Here is a 17057-nt window from a genome sequence, read left to right on the forward strand (position 1 = left end):
GTCTGAACGATCGCTGAACAGCAGTTATCGTACAGAGCGTAGAGGTACCGGCGACTTCAAAGACGGCCTAATATGCGTTATCAATTGTCCCCGCGTCGAATCAGCATGAAGCATCTGCTCCCCAGCACCGCCCTCGCTCTTTTCATCGGTATCGGCCTCTTGCCGGTGTCGGGCAGCACATTCGCAGCCAACAGCTGGGACAAGTTGCAGCCTGATCGCGATGAAGTGATTGCCAGTCTGAACGTCGTCGAGTTGCTCAAGCGCCACCACTACAGCAAGCCGCCGCTCGACGATGCGCGCTCGGCGATCATCTACGACAGCTACATCAAGCTGCTGGACCCATCGCGCAGCTACTTCATGGCCAGCGACATCGCCGAATTCGACAAGTGGAAGTTCCAGTTCGACGACTTCCTCAAGAGCGGCGACCTCAACGCCGGCTTCACCATCTACAAGCGTTATCTGGACCGCGTGAAGGCGCGTCTGGACTTCGCGATCGCCGAGCTGGACAAAGGCGTCGACAAGATGGACTTCACCACGAAGGAAACCTTGCTGATCGATCGCAAGGATGCCCCGTGGCTCAAGTCCACTGCCGAACTTGACGACCTGTGGCGCAAACGCGTCAAGGACGAAGTGCTGCGGCAGAAGATCGCCGGCAAAGAGCCGAAGCAGATCCAGGAAACCCTGACCAAGCGCTACAAGAACCAGTTGGCGCGTCTGGACCAGACCCGTGCCGAAGACATCTTCCAGGCGTACATCAACACCTTCGCCATGTCTTACGATCCGCACACCAACTATCTGTCGCCGGATAACGCGGAAAACTTCGACATCAACATGAGCCTGTCCCTCGAGGGCATCGGCGCCGTGTTGCAGAGCGACAACGACCAGGTGAAGGTCGTGCGCCTGGTGCCGGCAGGTCCTGCGGACAAGACCAAGCAGGTTGCTCCTGCCGACAAGATCATCGGCGTTGCCCAGGGCAACAAAGAGATGGTCGACGTGGTCGGCTGGCGCCTGGACGAAGTGGTCAAGCTGATCCGTGGTCCGAAAGGCACCGTGGTACGTCTGGAAGTCATCCCGGCCAGCAATGCGCCGAACGACCAGACCAGCAAGATCGTGCCGATCACCCGTGAAGCGGTGAAGCTCGAAGACCAGGCCGTGAAGAAATCCATCCTGAGCCTCAAACAGGACGGCAAGGACTACAAGCTCGGCGTGATCGAGATTCCGGCCTTCTACCTGGACTTCAAGGCGTTCCGCGCCGGTGATCCGGATTACAAGAGCACCACTCGCGACGTCAAGAAACTGCTGACCGAACTGCAGAAAGAGAAAGTCGACGGCGTGGTCATCGACCTGCGCAACAACGGCGGCGGTTCCCTGCAGGAAGCTACCGAGCTGACCAGCCTGTTCATCGACAAGGGCCCTACCGTGCTCGTGCGTAACGCCGATGGCCGGGTCGACGTGCTTGAAGACGAAAACCCGGGCGCGTTCTACAAAGGCCCGATGGCGCTGCTGGTCAACCGCCTGTCCGCCTCGGCTTCGGAGATCTTCGCCGGCGCCATGCAGGACTACCACCGCGCACTGATCATCGGTGGCCAGACCTTCGGCAAAGGCACCGTGCAGACCATTCAGCCGCTGAACCATGGCGAACTGAAGCTGACCCTGGCCAAGTTCTACCGGGTTTCCGGCCAGAGCACCCAGCATCAGGGCGTACTGCCGGACATCGACTACCCGTCGATCATCGACACCAAGGAAATCGGCGAGAGCGCCCTGCCGGAAGCCATGCCGTGGGACACCATCCGCGCGGCGATCAAACCGGCGGTCGACCCGTTCAAGCCGTACCTGGCCCAGCTCAAGTCCGAGCATGATGCCCGCTCGGCGAAGGACGCGGAGTTCGTGTTCATCCGCGACAAGTTGGCCCTGGCGCAGAAGCTGCTGGAAGAGAAAACCGTCAGCCTCAATGAAGCCGATCGTCGTGCCCAGCACGCCGACATCGACGCCAAGCAACTGGCGATGGAAAACATCCGTCGCAAGGCCAAAGGCGAAGAACCGCTCAAAGAGCTGAAGAAAGAGGACGACGACGCCCTCGCGGCAGCCGAGCCGGACAAGGTCAAACCGGAAGACGACGCCTACCTGAGCGAGACCGGGCGCGTGTTGCTGGATTACCTGAAGCTGAGCAATCAGGTGGCCAAGAAGTAAGGTGATGGCAATTTAATGGTGACGATCCCCGGATCGTCATCAAACAGTCATCATTCTGTCGTGCAATAAAGGACTGGGAGCGGTTCTCTTCATCGAGAGCGCTCCCAGTCCTTTTTTTATCGCCAGAGATTGCCATGACCACGACCGAACAGCTGAGTGCCTTGAGCTCGATCCTGACTCAAAGCGGTTTGCACAGCCTGTTCCAGCCGATCATTTGCCTCTCTGAACGACGCATTCTCGGTTATGAAGCCCTGACTCGCGGCCCGTCCAACAGCCCGCTGCACTCCCCCATCGCCCTGTTCGCCGTGGCTCGTCAGGCCGGGCGTTTGAGCGAACTGGAAATCGCCTGCCGGCAAAGCGCCTGCCGCCGTTTCAACGAACAGCAACTGCCGGGCAAACTGTTTCTCAACGTCTCTCCCGAATCCCTGCTCGAAGCCGCACACCAGCCGGGGCGCACGCTGCAACTGCTGCAGGACTTCGGCATTCCACCGAGCCAGGTGGTGATCGAACTCACTGAGCAGACGCCGATCGACGACTTCCAATTGCTGCAGACCGCTCTGCATCACTATCGGGCGATGGGGTTTTCGATTGCCCTCGACGATCTGGGCGCGGGTTATTCGAGCCTGCGCCTGTGGTCGGAGCTGCGGCCGGATTACGTGAAGATCGACCGGCACTTTATCGACGGCATTCACCAGGATGCGCTGAAACGCGAGTTCGTCGGATCGATCCTGCAAATCGCCAAGGCCTCCCGGGCCCAGGTAATTGCCGAAGGTATCGAATTGCCGGAAGAGCTAGCGGTGCTGACCGAGATGGGTGTGGATCTGGTCCAGGGCTACCTGCTCGGGCGTCCGCAAGAACACCCGCCACGCGACGCCCGGGCCCTGATGCCCAAACACGACAGCAGCGCCGTGGCGCTGAATGACGAAGGCAGCGACCTCAGCGCCCTGCTCAACGATCAGCCGGCCGTGAATCGCGACACACCCACCGCCACGGTCCTCGAAGCGTTTCGACGCCAGGCCAACCTGAACTCACTGGCGGTACTCGACGAACAAGGCCAACCCTGCGGCATCGTGCATCGCCATTCATTGTCCGACGCGCTGCTCAAGCCATTCGCCACCGACCTGTTCGCCCGCAAACCGATCAGCCGCCTGATGAACGACGACTTCCTCGCCGTGGAAATGAGCCAGTCGCTGCAACAAGTCAGCCGCCTGATCACCAGCCGCGCCCGACAGCGCATCGAAGAAGATTTCATCATCACCCTCAATGGCAGCTATCTGGGCCTGGGGCGGGTGATCGACGTGCTCAAACTGATTACCGAACTGAAAATCCAGCAGGCTCGGTATGCCAATCCGCTGACTCTGCTACCCGGCAACGTACCGATCCAGCAATGCCTCACCCGCCTGCTGCAACAGGGACGGGAGTCGGTTATTTGCTATGTCGATATCGATAGCTTCAAACCCTTTAACGATATCTATGGGTATGGGCGGGGGGATGAGGTGTTGTTGTGTCTGGCCCAATGCCTGAACGAACGTGTCGACCCATCCCGTGATTTCGTCGGGCATATTGGCGGGGATGATTTCCTGTTGGTGCTCGGGCCGGAGGATTGGCGTAAACGGCTGAACCAATTACTGGATGATTTCCAGAGCCAATGTCGACGGTTTTATCGGCCCGAACACCTTGAGGCTGGGTGTTTTGTTGCGCCGAATCGCCAGGGAATTCGGCAGGAGTTTCCGTTGTTGTCACTGTCCATTGGCGTGGTGCATTTGCATCCTGAAGCTTGTGCGCAACTGGATGCGAGCCAGTTGGCGGAGATGGCTTCGCAGGCGAAGCATCATGCTAAGAATGTGCCGGGGTATAGTGTGCATGTGATTGATAGTCTCGCCGCTTCCGAGCTTCACTCTCCGCAACTAATGGGTCAACGCTGAGCCCCAGACCACGTCCCCCGCGGAAGCAGGGCTGCACACGAAGGGTAGGTTAACGTAACTAATTAAATACCAAAACACTAACTCAGCAAACAAAGCCAATAACTCCAATTATTTATTTTAATTTTAACAGTCACACTCACCATGTGGATCTATCCTCACTCGCTGCGAGTTCAAGGTCTTCCCTCCAGATATCTCCCGCCAAACGGTAGACCTCTTTAAAAAAACAACGTGAATTGTCTAACGCATACCATTCCCCCCTGGGCCAGCTAGACGTCTCGCACTCATCAATACAAAAGAGACTACTAAAATCATAGCTTGAATCATCTAACGCTACTTTTAAGGCTTCAACCAAAACCAGCTTATGTCTATATGAAAGGTATGGCAGGTTCAGACAATACTTCCTGATGAGAATCTCTCTATCCTCAGGAATATTCGGATTATATACAGCTAGTTCTAGGCCTCGAGTCTCCTCTCGATCATAAACATCGAAAACGCCAATAAACCAGGTTAATCTTGGTTCGAATCGCTCATTCAAATAGGGATCTTTCAGCATTATTTTTTCTCCGACGGGAAGCCTGTAAATGGTTCTTGCGTGTTTATCTCATCAAACTTAACTTCAAACCAGTTCATATTCTCATTCAGTATCGGATTTTGCGGATCTGTCCTATTTGGTTTATACCCCCGCCCTGCTCCAGGCAATTCAAACCTAACTATCGGATTATCATTCTGATCCTTTCCCGTATGCCTGATTAAGCCATTTTTATCCCTAGTCATCGCCTTATTTAATGCACCCAAATGCATTCGCCAGTTATGAAACTGTGAGCTTGGATTTCCTCTGGGTGGTGTTGGGGTGGCGCCAGTGTGAGGATCAGTACCATCGATAGCTCGCTGCCTAAGTGCCGGATCAGAAATTTCAGAACTATGTTTTTTGACGGTGTGCATACCATAAAGGTCTTCATATTCAGTTACGCGTCGCTTGGCGTTCTCCTCTGCTACCTCATCAATCCTCGCCCGCCGCTCCTGCGCTGCCATCTTTGGCAGAGGGGGCGCGCCCTCTTCGACGACCACGCGACCCGCTTCGTATCGCATCGGACGGCGCGGGGTCGGCGGCGGGCAAGTACAACTCAACCCCAACGGATCCACCCACCCCGTCGGATTCGGCACGTACCGGTACTGATTCAACCCACCCGCCAGCTTCACCGGATCCGGTGTCAGGTACCGTCCAACGTCCGGGTCGTAATACCGATGCCGGTTGTAATGCAGCCCGCTTTCCGCATCGAAGTACTGCCCCTGAAAGCGCAGCGGCTGGTCGAGGTAGTCGTCGGTCGCCAGTTCCAGCGAGGTGACCTTGCCGTAGGCGCTGTATTTGGCTGACCAGACGATGTCGCCGCTGTAGTCGGTCAGTTCCTGCGGGGTGCCGAGGTGGTCGAGTTGGTAGTAGAACGGGCAGGCGCGTTTTGGGCCCTTGCCGTCGAGCATCGCCAGAGGGCGGAAGGTGCCAGGTTCGTAGATGAAGCTGCGGTGCTGTTCCTGGCTGCTTTCGGCGATCAGGTGGTCGCCTTGCCAGAAGAACTCGGTGGTCTGGCCGTCGACGGTTTTGCGGATGCGGCGACCGAAGGCGTCGTATTGGTAGGTGGCGCTGCTGCCATCCGGACGGGTCAGACCGATCAGGCGGTGCTGGCTGTCGTAGCGGTATTCAGTGACCAGTTGTTGGGCGCGACCACGGCGTTCGCGGATCAGGTTGCCGAAGGCGTCGTAGTCGTAGTGGCGGTCGCCCTGCATCAGCAGGCGATTGCCCTTGATGCTGGTCGGGCCCGGGTGGTCTTGCATCAGCAGGTTGCCGGCCGGGTCGTGGGCGAAGTTTTCCGGCACGTCATCACGGGTGTGTCGCACGCGGATCAGCCGGTCGAGGGCGTCGTACTGGTAGCTGCGCTGGCCGTGGCGGGTGTCGGTGATGTGTTCGAGATTGCCGTTGGCGCTGTAGGCAAAGTCGCGGCGGTACAGCGCGCTGCGTTGATGGCCTACGGCGTGGGACAGCAAGCGGCCCTGCTCGTCGTAGGCATATTCGCTGAGCAACAGGCCCTGCTGGCGCTGCTGTTCGCGACCGTTCTGGTAGACGTGGCGGGTGAGCAAGGCGCCGTTGAGGTCGATCGCGGTCAGCGTGCCGCCCTTGGCGTAGTGGTAATCGAGCTTGCTGTTGTCCGGCAGACGCATCCGGGTGAGTTGGCCACAGGCGTCGTAGGTGTAACGCAAGGTGCCCCAGCCCTGATGCTCGCGGACCAGGCGGCCCTGCAGATCGTATTCGAAGGCCAGTGGGTGATCCTGGCCGTCATCCACCCCGACCAAGCGGCCTAGACGGTCGTAGCGGTATTCAACCGTGTTGCCATCAGGCAGGGTCTTGCGGAGCAGACGCCCGGCACTGTCACGCTCATAAGCGGTGACCAGCGTCGAGCCGTCATCGCCGTATTCAGTCTTCTCCAGCAGATGACCGTTGCGGTCGTAGGCATACGCGGTACGTCGACCATCAAAACCGGTTTCCTGTCGGATCAATCCGGTGGGCGTGTAGTCCAGCCGGTACTTTTCGCCAGACTCGTTCTCGATCTCCGTCAGCAACAGCTGCGCATGGTCGTAGCGGTATTGCAGCCGCGTGCCGTCGGGATTGATCCGCCGGCTGACCAGGTGCAGATCGTCGTCATACTCGTAGCGGGTGATCCGACCCAGCTCATCGCGTTCGGCGGTGATCTGGCCGTAGGCGCTGTAGGACCAGGCACGGGTGGCGCCATTCGGCAAGGTGGTCTGGATCAGCCGGCCAACGGCGTCCCACACATGGCGGGTGACCGCGCCGTGTTCGTCCTGCGCCGTAATCCGTCGCCCCAAGGCATCGTAGGAGAACTTGCGAACCCCACCGTCCGGCAGACTTTCCTCGATCAACTGGCCAAGGTCGTTCCACACGAACACGTGCCGGCCACTGTCCGGATAACGGATCGACAGCAGCCGCCCCTGCGGGTCGTAGTGGTAATGGGTGGCATGGCCGTCAGGATCGACCGCCTCGGTGATATCGCCCTGGGCATTGCGCCGGTAGGTCCACTCCGCCTCGCCCCGGCTACGGCGGTGCAGGAAACCATTGCGATACTCGTAGGACGTCGGCGCATCGTCCGGCGGAATCAGCGCGATCAGCCGTCCGACGTCGTCGTAGCAGTACTCGGTGACTGCCCCCAGCGCATCCTGCTCGGCGATCAGTCGGCCTTGCGCATCGTAGGCCTTGAGCTGCTCGCCACCGTCGGCGGCGACCTGGCGTACCAGCCGCGCCGTGTCGTCGTGGACGTAAACCTCTTCACGACCGTCGACGTACTGCACCCGCACACTGCCGGCGTCATCCCAGACGTAACGCGTGTCCATCTGCGAAAACGACGCCCAGTGCCGCACGCAACGCGCCGCCTTGCCGGAACGCTCCCACTCCCAGAAGAAGCTCGCGCCGCCCGTCAACTGCCGCTGCAGGATGACGTGCTGATCGTCGTAGTCGTAATGCTCGCTTTCGCCGACGGCGTTGGTCGCTTCGATCAACCGATGACGGGCATCGAAGCGGTAGCTGATCAGCGTCTGCTCGGTACGCCAGGCAGACTCCCGAAAAACCTGATAATCGACCGCGACCAGATGCGCCCGCTCGTAGCGCAGCAACAACGAACGACCGGCCCCGTTATCGAGGCGCTCAACGCGATCCAGACGATCACGCGCAATACGCAGCCGGTTGCCGTACGCATCGCTAATCGCCGTCAGACGCCCAGCCCGAAAGTGATAAAACCGCGCCGCCTCACCCGCCAGCGCAACAATCAGCTCCTCCGGCTCATCCCCGAGAAAGATCGCCGCCCGCGACAGACTGTTGTGAATCGCCGGCCGCTCGCCACTCGGCAGGGGAAACCGCGTCCGCCGGTTCTCATGGTCAATCCAGACCACCCCGTCGCCATCAACTTCCAGCCGATGCGCCAGCGAATGGCTCCAGCCAAACCCCAACCCGACATCGATTTCCGCCGCACTGGTGCGATACAGCCGGCTGAACTCGAACGGCAGCAATCCATCCAACACGCCATCGGTCAGGGTCAGCAGCTCCTCGCCGGTGACCATCGACACCGGGCAACCGTTAGTGCAGGTCCGGGGCACACAGTCGGCGCTGTCGCCGTTGGGGTTCTTCGCCTGATCAGGCTTGTCGTCGTGATGCTCGTCTTTTTTCAGGGAAGCGTTGCGTTTGGCATCCCAGCGCAACTGCATGCGACCCTTTTTCACCCCGGCAGCGATGCCCCGTGCGGCGACAGATTTGTAGTGGTTCACGTAGTCGATGACGGCGCCGACAATGCCAAACAACGCCTTCACCAGACGCGTCACCGCCGACAACAACTGAGCGCCACGATCCACCAGGCGCAAGGTCAGATACGCAATCCCCGCCCCGGCACCAACGAAGGTCAGCACAACGCCGATCAACACATCGATCAGCAGTTGCACCACCACCATCGAGACGGCCTCGGCGGTTTTCCCCGCGAGTTCGCCAGGCGGCAGCATCTCGAGCCACAGACTGGCCGTGCGCAGCAACAGACACAGCGCCGCCTCGTCACTGACGAGCAGTTGGAGCTGCTCCATTTTCTCCGGCATCGACTGCGCGAACTCGGCCAATGCCGTCGCGCTATCTCCCAGCCGGCCCGCAAACTGAAGAGGATTCTGGAGAATCTCCGACAGCAGCCCGAGGCTGTCCCACACCCCCTCGATCGCCGCCCAGCTCCCGGCCAGCAGGCCGTTACCCGCCGCCGTCGCCACCGACTGCGACCACTGCGGCTTGAAACCCTGCCACTCGTTGCGCAACCAACTGTCCAGCTGCCGGGTCAGGCCATCGTAGGACTCGAAAAGCGCATCAACCTGCTGCTCGCTGGCCTCGCCGTGCACCACCACCCGGTAGAACTTGCCCGGCTTACCGGTGAACAAACCCTTGCCCTGAGCATCGAGCGTGACCGACTTGACCTCGCCGCCATCCACCGCCACCACATCGACAGCGATGTCGCCCAACGGAATGTCGTACACCGACTCGAACTTGCTCTCGATCTCCATCCGCCCGGTTTCGGGGCATTGCACGACAGCCGAAGAGAAACGCTTGTCGCCAATCGCGACCGCCGTGCTGTGTGCGCCGAAACGGATGATCCGTTCCATACCCATCAACGACGGCAGATCGGCCGCATGGCTGATACTGTCGGCCGAGCGACTGAACCAGTGCCTGAGCTGTTCGCGATAGAGATCGAGGGTGCGGGGAAAGCTGTCGAGCTCCTGCTCGATGCGGGTGACAGCTTCCATCAGCGCATTCCCATGCGCATGACGAAATGAAAAACCGGGTCGAACATATGCGTTCCCTCGCGCAAAAATCAGGCGAAGGACTTTGCGGGGGATCAAACGGAAAAGAAGTCAGGCGAGTAGGCGGAGGATGTAGGAGAAGTCTGTAACTGATCTTTATCGAACAGCAGACGCAAAACGGGGCGGGAGGTTTCCCTCTCGCCCCGCTCACGGAACAGATGACTTGTTTACGAAGAAGAGTCCCGGCCGGCCAACTCCTTCAATTTGAGTTCGGCCAACGGATGTCCGGCCTTGGCGGCCATGGTCCACCAACGAGCCGCTTCCAAAGGGTCCGGAGCCTTGCTCGGTGTACCGGCAAGACTGATGACACCGACTTGATACGCGGCCTTGCCATCCCCGGCCAGCGCCGCCAGTCGCAGCAGCCGGACGCCCTCCTCACGCGCCCCAAGGCCCACGCCGCGAAACGTCAGGATGTGGCCGTAAAAGCTTTGCGCGCCGACATCGCCCAGGTTGGCCATTCGCGCAAATTGCCCTTCGAGCCAGCGCCAGCCTCGGGGCTGACGGACAAACCATGCCCAGTGAAACAGCCTACGGGCCAGCCAGTAACTTGCCCGCGCCTTGAGTCGTAAAAACACTCAGGCCTCCGCCGATTCCGGGTACTCGTACTCAAAGACCCGCACCACTTCCGAGGCATGCCAAGAGGCGGCGGCAACACCATCGGACGGGCCGGAAAATCGCCCCAGACGCTCGACACACTCAAAGAAACCGGTGCGTGGCAGACGACTGGCGCCCTGGCTGATTACCAGCGAACTGCGCAACGGTTGTTCGGCTTTCGCGTCCAGCGCAGCCAGATGCTCCAGCGCAGCGGTCAGGGTCTGCATCGCCGGAGTCGGCAGTTGCAGACGTTCGAGCAAGGCTCGATAGGTCAGAAGATGGCGCTGCCTGCGCGCCTGGTCCAGCTCCCCCAGCAATCCGTCCCAATGTTGACGACTGATGCGTACGCTCACGATTGTTCCCTCCACCCTGGCACCGTCAACTCCCAGGCCAGGCTGCGGCGAATCGCAGCGTCGGGCAGACGCTCACCGCTTTCAATCATGGCCAGGTAAGACGGGCTGATGCCTACCGTGCGGGCGAGCGCCTCGATGGCGATGCCCTTCCCTTCGCGCAAACTGCGTAATTGATCCAGACCTGGAAGAATCGGGTCCGGTGTGGCCGCAAGCGGCGCTGGAGCCGGTTGCGACGGTGCTTCGTTAATGCCTGCTGCTTTCAGTAGAGCCTGATACTGAGCCCATGGCAGAACCGCATATTCGGGTTCGCCATCGCGTGCAATTATCTGAATATCCATGACTACCCCGTAGGACAACAACACTTAGCGAGTCGGCACTTTTCCCTAGAAGTGTAATCCTAACAGCGGCCAAGGTCGTGGGGGGTATCTATCTGTATAAGAGGCTGTCGCGATTCAGGACTTTTTCGGGCCCTGAAGCTGAAGCTGTTCGGGTGTATCGGGCAGTCGCTCGACAACCCTGAGCTTTTCCGGCGCCTGCCGTTGGCGCCACAAACGGAACGCACTGAGCTCGTCGTCGAGGGTTTTCATTACCCAGGCAAGAACCGCAATGTCATCGAGCATGCCGAAAACGGGAATGAAATCCGGGATCGCATCCACCGGACTGAGGAAGTACATCAGGCCCGCAACGACCGAAATCATTGCCTTGGGACTGATCGCGCGATACTCGCCACGCCAGTACGCCAGGCACAGCGCCTGGAGCAATCGCAGGTCATCCTTCAGCTTGCCGAGACGATTGCCCTGGGCAGCACCTTTGCTGGCCACGGCAAACAACAGTGTCGGCAAGCGGCCACGCGCCAGGAGTCGTCCGGCCAATGGCAGGAACCGGGCGAAATTCCATGGAGCTTTCATCTATTTCTCCCGTTGAAATGTTATCCACACAAATTGTGGATAACCTTGTGAACAGAGCTGCATTTCAACGCTGAGAGCCCCGGTTCATAAGGGCTGCGCTCAGATCGGGCGTTTTTTACTCACATAAAAAACCCCAATATTTCATTGACTTGGCGGCTCAGGGCGTCTAGCGCGGGCAGCTACAAAGTCTAGGACTGTCGTGGCGCCTGTCGGTTCGGTCTGTTTACGCCGGGCGCCGACCAGATGCAACAACGCCCCGCATTAGCGAGGCGTTGTTGTCGAAACCGGGGCCAATTACTTGGCTGCGGCGTCTTCCTTGGCTGGATCCTTGATGGCCAGCAGTTCCAGATCGAAGACCAGAACCGAGTTGGCCGGAATCGCCGGGCTTGGCGATTGGGCGCCGTAAGCCAGATCGCTAGGAATGTACAGCTTGTACTTCTCGCCAACGTGCATCAGTTGCAGGCCTTCGACCCAACCCGGGATCACGCCGCTGACCGGCAGATCGATCGGGCTGCCGCGCTCGACGGAGCTGTCGAATACGGTGCCGTTGGTCAGCTTGCCGGTGTAGTGAACGGTCACTACGTCGGTAGGCTTGGGCTGTGGGCCGTCGGCTTTCTTGACCACTTCGTACTGCAGACCGGAAGCGGTAGTGGTCACGCCGGCTTTCTTGCCGTTTTCTTCGAGGAATTTCTTGCCGGCGGCTGCCGACTCTTCGCTCATCTTGGCCATGCGCTCTTCGGCACGCTTTTGCAGTGCAGCGAAGGCTTCGACCAGATCTTCATCTTTCAGCTTCTGTTCTTTCTTGCCGACGGCATCTTCGATGCCCTGGGCTACCGCTTTGGAGTCCAGATCATCCATGCCTTCCTGAGCAAGGCTCTTGCCCATGTTCAGGCCGATACCGTAGGAAGCTTTTTGCGCCGGGGTTTTCAGCTCTACGCTGGTCTGCGAATCACAACCCGCGAGGACCAGGCTAACCAGGGCAACCGCCGCCGCCAACCGATGCTGTTTCATGCTATTTCCTTGTTCATGCGCCGAAAGGGCAATCGAGTAAAGCCGCGAGCTTATCAGGCCGCCACGACCAATGGCTACCGGCATGAGAGCAGGAATCTTCCGATAAGTTCAGGGATTAAAAAGCATTTGGGCAAAGCCATGATGAAGCTTCTGTCATCTTGCCCTGACAGTGACCGACGCCCCTTCCCACAACACTTGGCGTAATGGCCACTTGCCGCACACGACTCGGCTCAGGCATAACAGCGCAACAACTCGACAAGGATGTTCATCTTGCGCCTCTTATTCCGTGTGCTGACGCTGATCGTGGTACTGCTGGGACTGGTCCTGGCGGTGGTTCTCTACTATGTCGCCAATCCGAAATTGCCCTTCCCCGCCCCCGTAAAACAAGTGCATTACCTCAAGCAATGGAGCGATGAGCAGCGTCAGACCTATTACTTCACGCCGCAAGGCACCCAGGTCAAAGGGCTGCGTTATGAGTGGTTCCAGGCTTTGGAACTGCCCTTCTCGCAGCAACGTTTCGCGTCCCCGGAATACCTCGCACGCTTCGGTTTTCTGGTCGATCCGCAGCAAAAAGCCACGCCGAATAATCCGGGGAATCTGCCGGTGGGTTTCACCCGGCATCAAAATCCGGGCAGCTCCGAGCAATATCTGGACATCACCTGCGCGGCCTGCCACACCGGTGAACTGCATCTCAATGGCCAGGCAGTACGTATTGATGGCGGTTCGGCGCAGCACGTATTGCCTTCCAGCGTTCCTACGTTGCGCGGAGGCAGTTTCGGACAGGCCCTGGTCGCCAGTCTGACCTCCACTTACTACAACCCATGGAAATTCGAACGCTTCGCCCGAAACGTATTGGGCAACGATTACGACGCGCGCCGCGAACAACTGCGCAAAGACTTCAAAGGATCGCTGAATACATTCCTCAAAGTGGCGTGGAACGACACCCATCGCGGCCTCTATCCCACCGAGGAAGGTCCTGGCCGAACCGATGCATTCGGACGAATCGCCAACGCGACCTTCGGCGATGCAATCTCCCCCACCAACTATCGCGTGGCCAACGCCCCGGTGGATTACCCGCAACTGTGGGACATGTGGACGTTCGACTGGGTGCAATGGAATGGCTCGGCGCAGCAACCGATGGCGCGCAACATCGGCGAGGCACTTGGGGTTGGCGCAACCCTGAATTTCTTCGATGCCAACGGCCAGCCGCTGCAAGGTGATGAACGTTATGCATCGAGCGTGCGCGTGCGCGATCTGCACAAGATCGAAGAAACCCTGCAAAAACTTCAGCCACCTGCCTGGCCAGAAGAACTGTTTGGCAACGTCGACAAACTATTGGCGGCCAGGGGGCGAGCCCTGTTTACCGAAAACTGTGCTGGCTGCCATGTCCCTCGGGTGACGCAGGAAAGTGAACGCTGGGTCCAGCATCTGCACATGCTGCCGGTGGATGTCATCGGCACCGATCCTAACGCGGCCAACAACATCGCCAATCACCGTTTCGACCTGACGGCGCTGCAATGGAATCCGGCGGAACTGGAGAAAATGGACGTGAAACTGCATCCCACGCCCAAAGAACCGCTCGATCTCAGCCAGTTATCCGTGGCCAAGGGCCTGGCTTACGTGACGGCATTCGTTGAAAACCGCGCTTATCGTGAAGCGGGCGTCACAGCGCAGGAAAAACCGGAACTCGACGGCTTCGGTCTGCCCATCGGCGTCCGGGAAAAAGTCGCCTACAAGGCCCGGCCACTTGCTGGTGTATGGGCTACCCCGCCATTCCTGCACAACGGCTCGGTGCCGAGCCTGTATCAACTGCTGTCGCCGCAGGATGAACGCTCCACCACTTTCTATAAAGGCTCTCTGGAATACGACCCTCGGCATCTGGGGTATCGCACCGAAGCCTTTACCAACGCTTTCCTGTTCGACACGCGCATCACCGGCAACCACAACAGTGGCCATGAATTCCGCGCCGGCGAGCGTGGTAACGGGGTCATCGGACGATTGTTGCAGCCTGAGGAGCGCTGGGCGCTGCTGGAATATCTGAAAGTGCTGGGCGGCCCGCTGGAGGCGCAACTGCCATGATCTTCAATTCATTCAAGAAGCCATCGATGCTGGCGCGATTCTGGTTGTGGCTGGGGCGGTTGCTGGGTAAAACCCTGCTGTTTTTGCTGGTGATCGGACTGATCGGCTGGGCTTTGGCCACCGCCTGGTTTACCTGGGAGCACCGGGGACCGGTATCGGCACTGGAGCAGATTCCGGACGGCGAAGCGGCCATGACGCAGGACGTGATCCAGACCGCTGTGCGGATTGTCGACCAGCACCGGGAAAGCACGCGTTTTCTGCGCGACGCCCATGCCAAGGCCCACGGTTGCGTGAAGGCGGACGTGCAGGTGCTACCGGATCTGGCTCAGGATCTGCGGCGCGGTGTGTTCAGCGAGCCGGGCAAGATCTGGCAGGCGACGATGCGTCTGTCCAACGGCAACGCCTACCCGCAGTTCGACAGCATCCGTGATGCCCGGGGCATGGCGATCAAATTGCTCGATGTGCCGGGCAAACAGTTGCTGGGTGACCGTCAGGGCCTGCACGAGCAGGATTTCGTGATGTTCAGCCATCCGAATTTCTTTGTCAGCGATGTCGCTGAATATCGTCAGAATGTGGCGGCGCAGGCTGACGGCAAGAAGGTCATGGCGTTCTTTCCGGGCTGGGACCCGCGAAACTGGCAGATCAGGCATTTGTTCATTGCGCTGGCAACGCTTTCTCCGCCGCCCGAGAGCCCGACGCGTACGACCTACTTCTCGGTATCGCCCTACAAGTTCGGCGAAGCCAATGCGAAGTTCCGGGTGATGCCGGATCCGGACAACTGCCCGGCCTACACGCTGCCGCAGCAAAACCAGGATCTGCCGAACTTCCTGCGCAGTGCGTTGAATCAGCAACTGTCCACGGATCGGGTGCCCGCGTGTTTTGTGTTGCAGATCCAGCGTCAGGACGCGAACAATTACATGCCGATCGAAGACACCAGCATTGAGTGGCGTGAACAGGACAGTCCATTTCAGACCGTAGCCAAAATCACCCTGCCCCCGCAGGACTTCGACACCCCGGCCCTGAACCTGCAATGCGACAACCTGTCGTTCAATCCATGGTTCGGCATCGAGGCCCATCGCCCGATTGGTGGAATCAACCGCCTGCGCAAGGCGGTGTATGAAGCGGTAAGTGATTACCGCCATAGCCGCAACGCCAGCCAGTAACAAACCGCAGAAACGAAAAAAGCGACCCGCAGGTCGCTTTTTTCATGCCCGGACGAGCCAAAAGCCAATCGCCAGACAGCAAAAAGCCCGCACTTGGCGGGCTTTCCGTGGTGACCTGGCGTTCAGTGTTCCAGGTTACCGAATATGGCGCAGCGGACGGGACTCGAACCCGCGACCCCCGGCGTGACAGGCCGGTATTCTAACCGACTGAACTACCGCTGCGCTAAACACTTGAAACGAATGGTGGGTGATGACGGGATCGAACCGCCGACATTCTGCTTGTAAGGCAGACGCTCTCCCAGCTGAGCTAATCACCCTTCGCTTCGGTGTGGCGCGCATTCTACGGAGCGACCCAACCTCTGGCAAGCACTTTTTTAAATAATTTTCTCAGGCCTTCCAAAGGCTTAGAGAAGGGTTGGCCTATGACCCGGCGAAGACAATAATGCCCCCCTTTGTATAAAGGAGAGACTCACCCCATGTGGTTCAAGAACCTGCTTATCTATCGCCTGACCCAAGACCTGCCTGTCGATGCCGAGGCGCTGGAAACTGCACTGGCCACCAAACTGGCGCGTCCATGTGCAAGCCAGGAGTTGACCACCTACGGTTTCGTTGCGCCGTTCGGCAAGGGCGAAGATGCACCACTGGTGCACGTCAGCGGTGACTTCCTGCTGATCTCCGCCCGTAAAGAAGAACGCATTCTGCCAGGCAGCGTCGTGCGTGACGCCGTAAAGGAAAAGGTCGAAGAGATTGAAGCCGAGCAGATGCGCAAGGTCTATAAAAAGGAACGCGATCAGATCAAGGATGAAATCATCCAGGCCTTCCTGCCGCGCGCTTTCATCCGCCGCTCGTCGACCTTCGCCGCCATTGCGCCGAAACAGGGCCTGATCCTGGTCAACTCGGCCAGCCCGAAACGCGCCGAAGACCTGCTCTCCACCCTGCGTGAAGTGATCGGCACCCTGCCGGTTCGCCCGCTGACCGTGAAAACCGCACCGACCGCCGTGATGACCGAATGGGTCACCACGCAGCAAGCCGCTCCGGACTTCTTCGTGCTGGACGAGTGCGAACTGCGCGACACCCACGAAGATGGCGGCATCGTGCGCTGCAAGCGTCAGGACCTGACCAGCGAAGAAATCCAGCTGCACCTGAGCACCGGCAAAGTAGTGACTCAACTGTCGCTGGCCTGGCAGGACAAACTGTCGTTCATGCTCGACGACAAGATGACCGTCAAACGCCTGAAGTTCGAAGACCTGCTGCAGGATCAAGCGGAACAGGACGGCGGCGATGAAGCCCTCGGCCAACTGGACGCCAGCTTCACCCTGATGATGCTGACCTTCGGCGACTTCCTGCCGGCACTGGTTGAAGCACTGGGTGGTGAAGAGACGCCGCAGGGGATCTAAGCCTCTGCGCAGTCTTTGAGTTATCTTCAAACGCCACCGCTTCGGT

General features: G+C 59.2%; 11 protein-coding genes and 2 tRNA genes. 5 read left to right on the forward strand and 8 right to left on the reverse strand.

From position 1 onward, the window contains the following. The first annotated feature begins 105 nt into the window (after positions 1-105). Positions 106-2190, forward strand: coding sequence for a carboxy terminal-processing peptidase (locus tag OQ248_RS01880; RefSeq protein WP_265811893.1), 2085 nt, complete (start codon positions 106-108; stop codon positions 2188-2190). Positions 2191-2324: 134 nt separating this feature from the next. Continuing rightward, the gene (locus tag OQ248_RS01885) at positions 2325-4115 is read left to right on the forward strand and encodes a bifunctional diguanylate cyclase/phosphodiesterase (protein ID WP_265811894.1); all 1791 of its coding nucleotides are present in this window, start codon (positions 2325-2327) and stop codon (positions 4113-4115) included. Between the two features lie 552 nt (positions 4116-4667). Here the strand turns inward: OQ248_RS01885 and OQ248_RS29030 are convergent. The 6 genes from OQ248_RS29030 to OQ248_RS01930 form a co-directional block, all read right to left on the reverse strand. Beyond that, positions 4668-9449: an RHS repeat-associated core domain-containing protein gene (locus OQ248_RS29030; RefSeq protein ID WP_347710542.1), complete on the reverse strand. Its 4782-nt coding sequence runs from the start codon at positions 9447-9449 to the stop codon at positions 4668-4670. A gap of 224 nt (positions 9450-9673) precedes the next feature. Next, on the reverse strand, positions 9674-10081 hold the full coding sequence (locus tag OQ248_RS01910; protein WP_248737893.1) for a sel1 repeat family protein: 408 nt from the start codon (positions 10079-10081) through the stop codon (positions 9674-9676). Beyond that, entirely contained in the window at positions 10082-10453 is a 372-nt protein-coding gene (locus OQ248_RS01915; RefSeq protein ID WP_003223109.1) for a hypothetical protein, read from the reverse strand. After that, complete coding sequence (locus tag OQ248_RS01920; protein WP_007950435.1) at positions 10450-10791, reverse strand: helix-turn-helix transcriptional regulator; 342 nt, start codon at positions 10789-10791, stop codon at positions 10450-10452. Before OQ248_RS01920 ends, OQ248_RS01915 begins: the two co-directional genes overlap by 4 nt. Positions 10792-10905: 114 nt before the next feature. Continuing rightward, positions 10906-11361 carry a YkvA family protein gene (locus OQ248_RS01925; protein ID WP_114881973.1) on the reverse strand — a complete coding sequence of 152 codons (456 nt, stop codon included), beginning with the start codon at positions 11359-11361 and terminating at the stop codon, positions 10906-10908. Positions 11362-11655: 294 nt separating this feature from the next. After that, on the reverse strand, positions 11656-12372 hold the full coding sequence (locus OQ248_RS01930) for an FKBP-type peptidyl-prolyl cis-trans isomerase (protein WP_201227346.1): 717 nt from the start codon (positions 12370-12372) through the stop codon (positions 11656-11658). Between the two features lie 270 nt (positions 12373-12642). On the opposite strand from OQ248_RS01930, the gene OQ248_RS01935 reads away from it, so the two are divergent. Both OQ248_RS01935 and OQ248_RS01940 read left to right on the forward strand, forming a co-directional pair. Then, complete coding sequence (locus tag OQ248_RS01935; protein WP_265811895.1) at positions 12643-14451, forward strand: di-heme-cytochrome C peroxidase; 1809 nt, start codon at positions 12643-12645, stop codon at positions 14449-14451. Between the two features lie 26 nt (positions 14452-14477). After that, positions 14478-15614: a catalase family protein gene (locus tag OQ248_RS01940; RefSeq protein WP_265815051.1), complete on the forward strand. Its 1137-nt coding sequence runs from the start codon at positions 14478-14480 to the stop codon at positions 15612-15614. A gap of 145 nt (positions 15615-15759) precedes the next feature. Here the strand turns inward: OQ248_RS01940 and OQ248_RS01945 are convergent. Next, positions 15760-15836: transfer RNA gene (locus OQ248_RS01945), tRNA-Asp, on the reverse strand. Between the two features lie 19 nt (positions 15837-15855). Next, positions 15856-15931, reverse strand: a tRNA-Val gene (locus OQ248_RS01950). A gap of 159 nt (positions 15932-16090) precedes the next feature. On the opposite strand from OQ248_RS01950, the gene rdgC reads away from it, so the two are divergent. After that, positions 16091-17011 carry a recombination-associated protein RdgC gene (rdgC, locus tag OQ248_RS01955; protein ID WP_007950430.1) on the forward strand — a complete coding sequence of 307 codons (921 nt, stop codon included), beginning with the start codon at positions 16091-16093 and terminating at the stop codon, positions 17009-17011. Positions 17012-17057: the final 46 nt, after the last annotated feature.

The sequence above is a fragment of the Pseudomonas sp. COW5 genome, assembly GCF_026240005.1.
Lineage (GTDB): Bacteria > Pseudomonadota > Gammaproteobacteria > Pseudomonadales > Pseudomonadaceae > Aquipseudomonas > Aquipseudomonas kribbensis.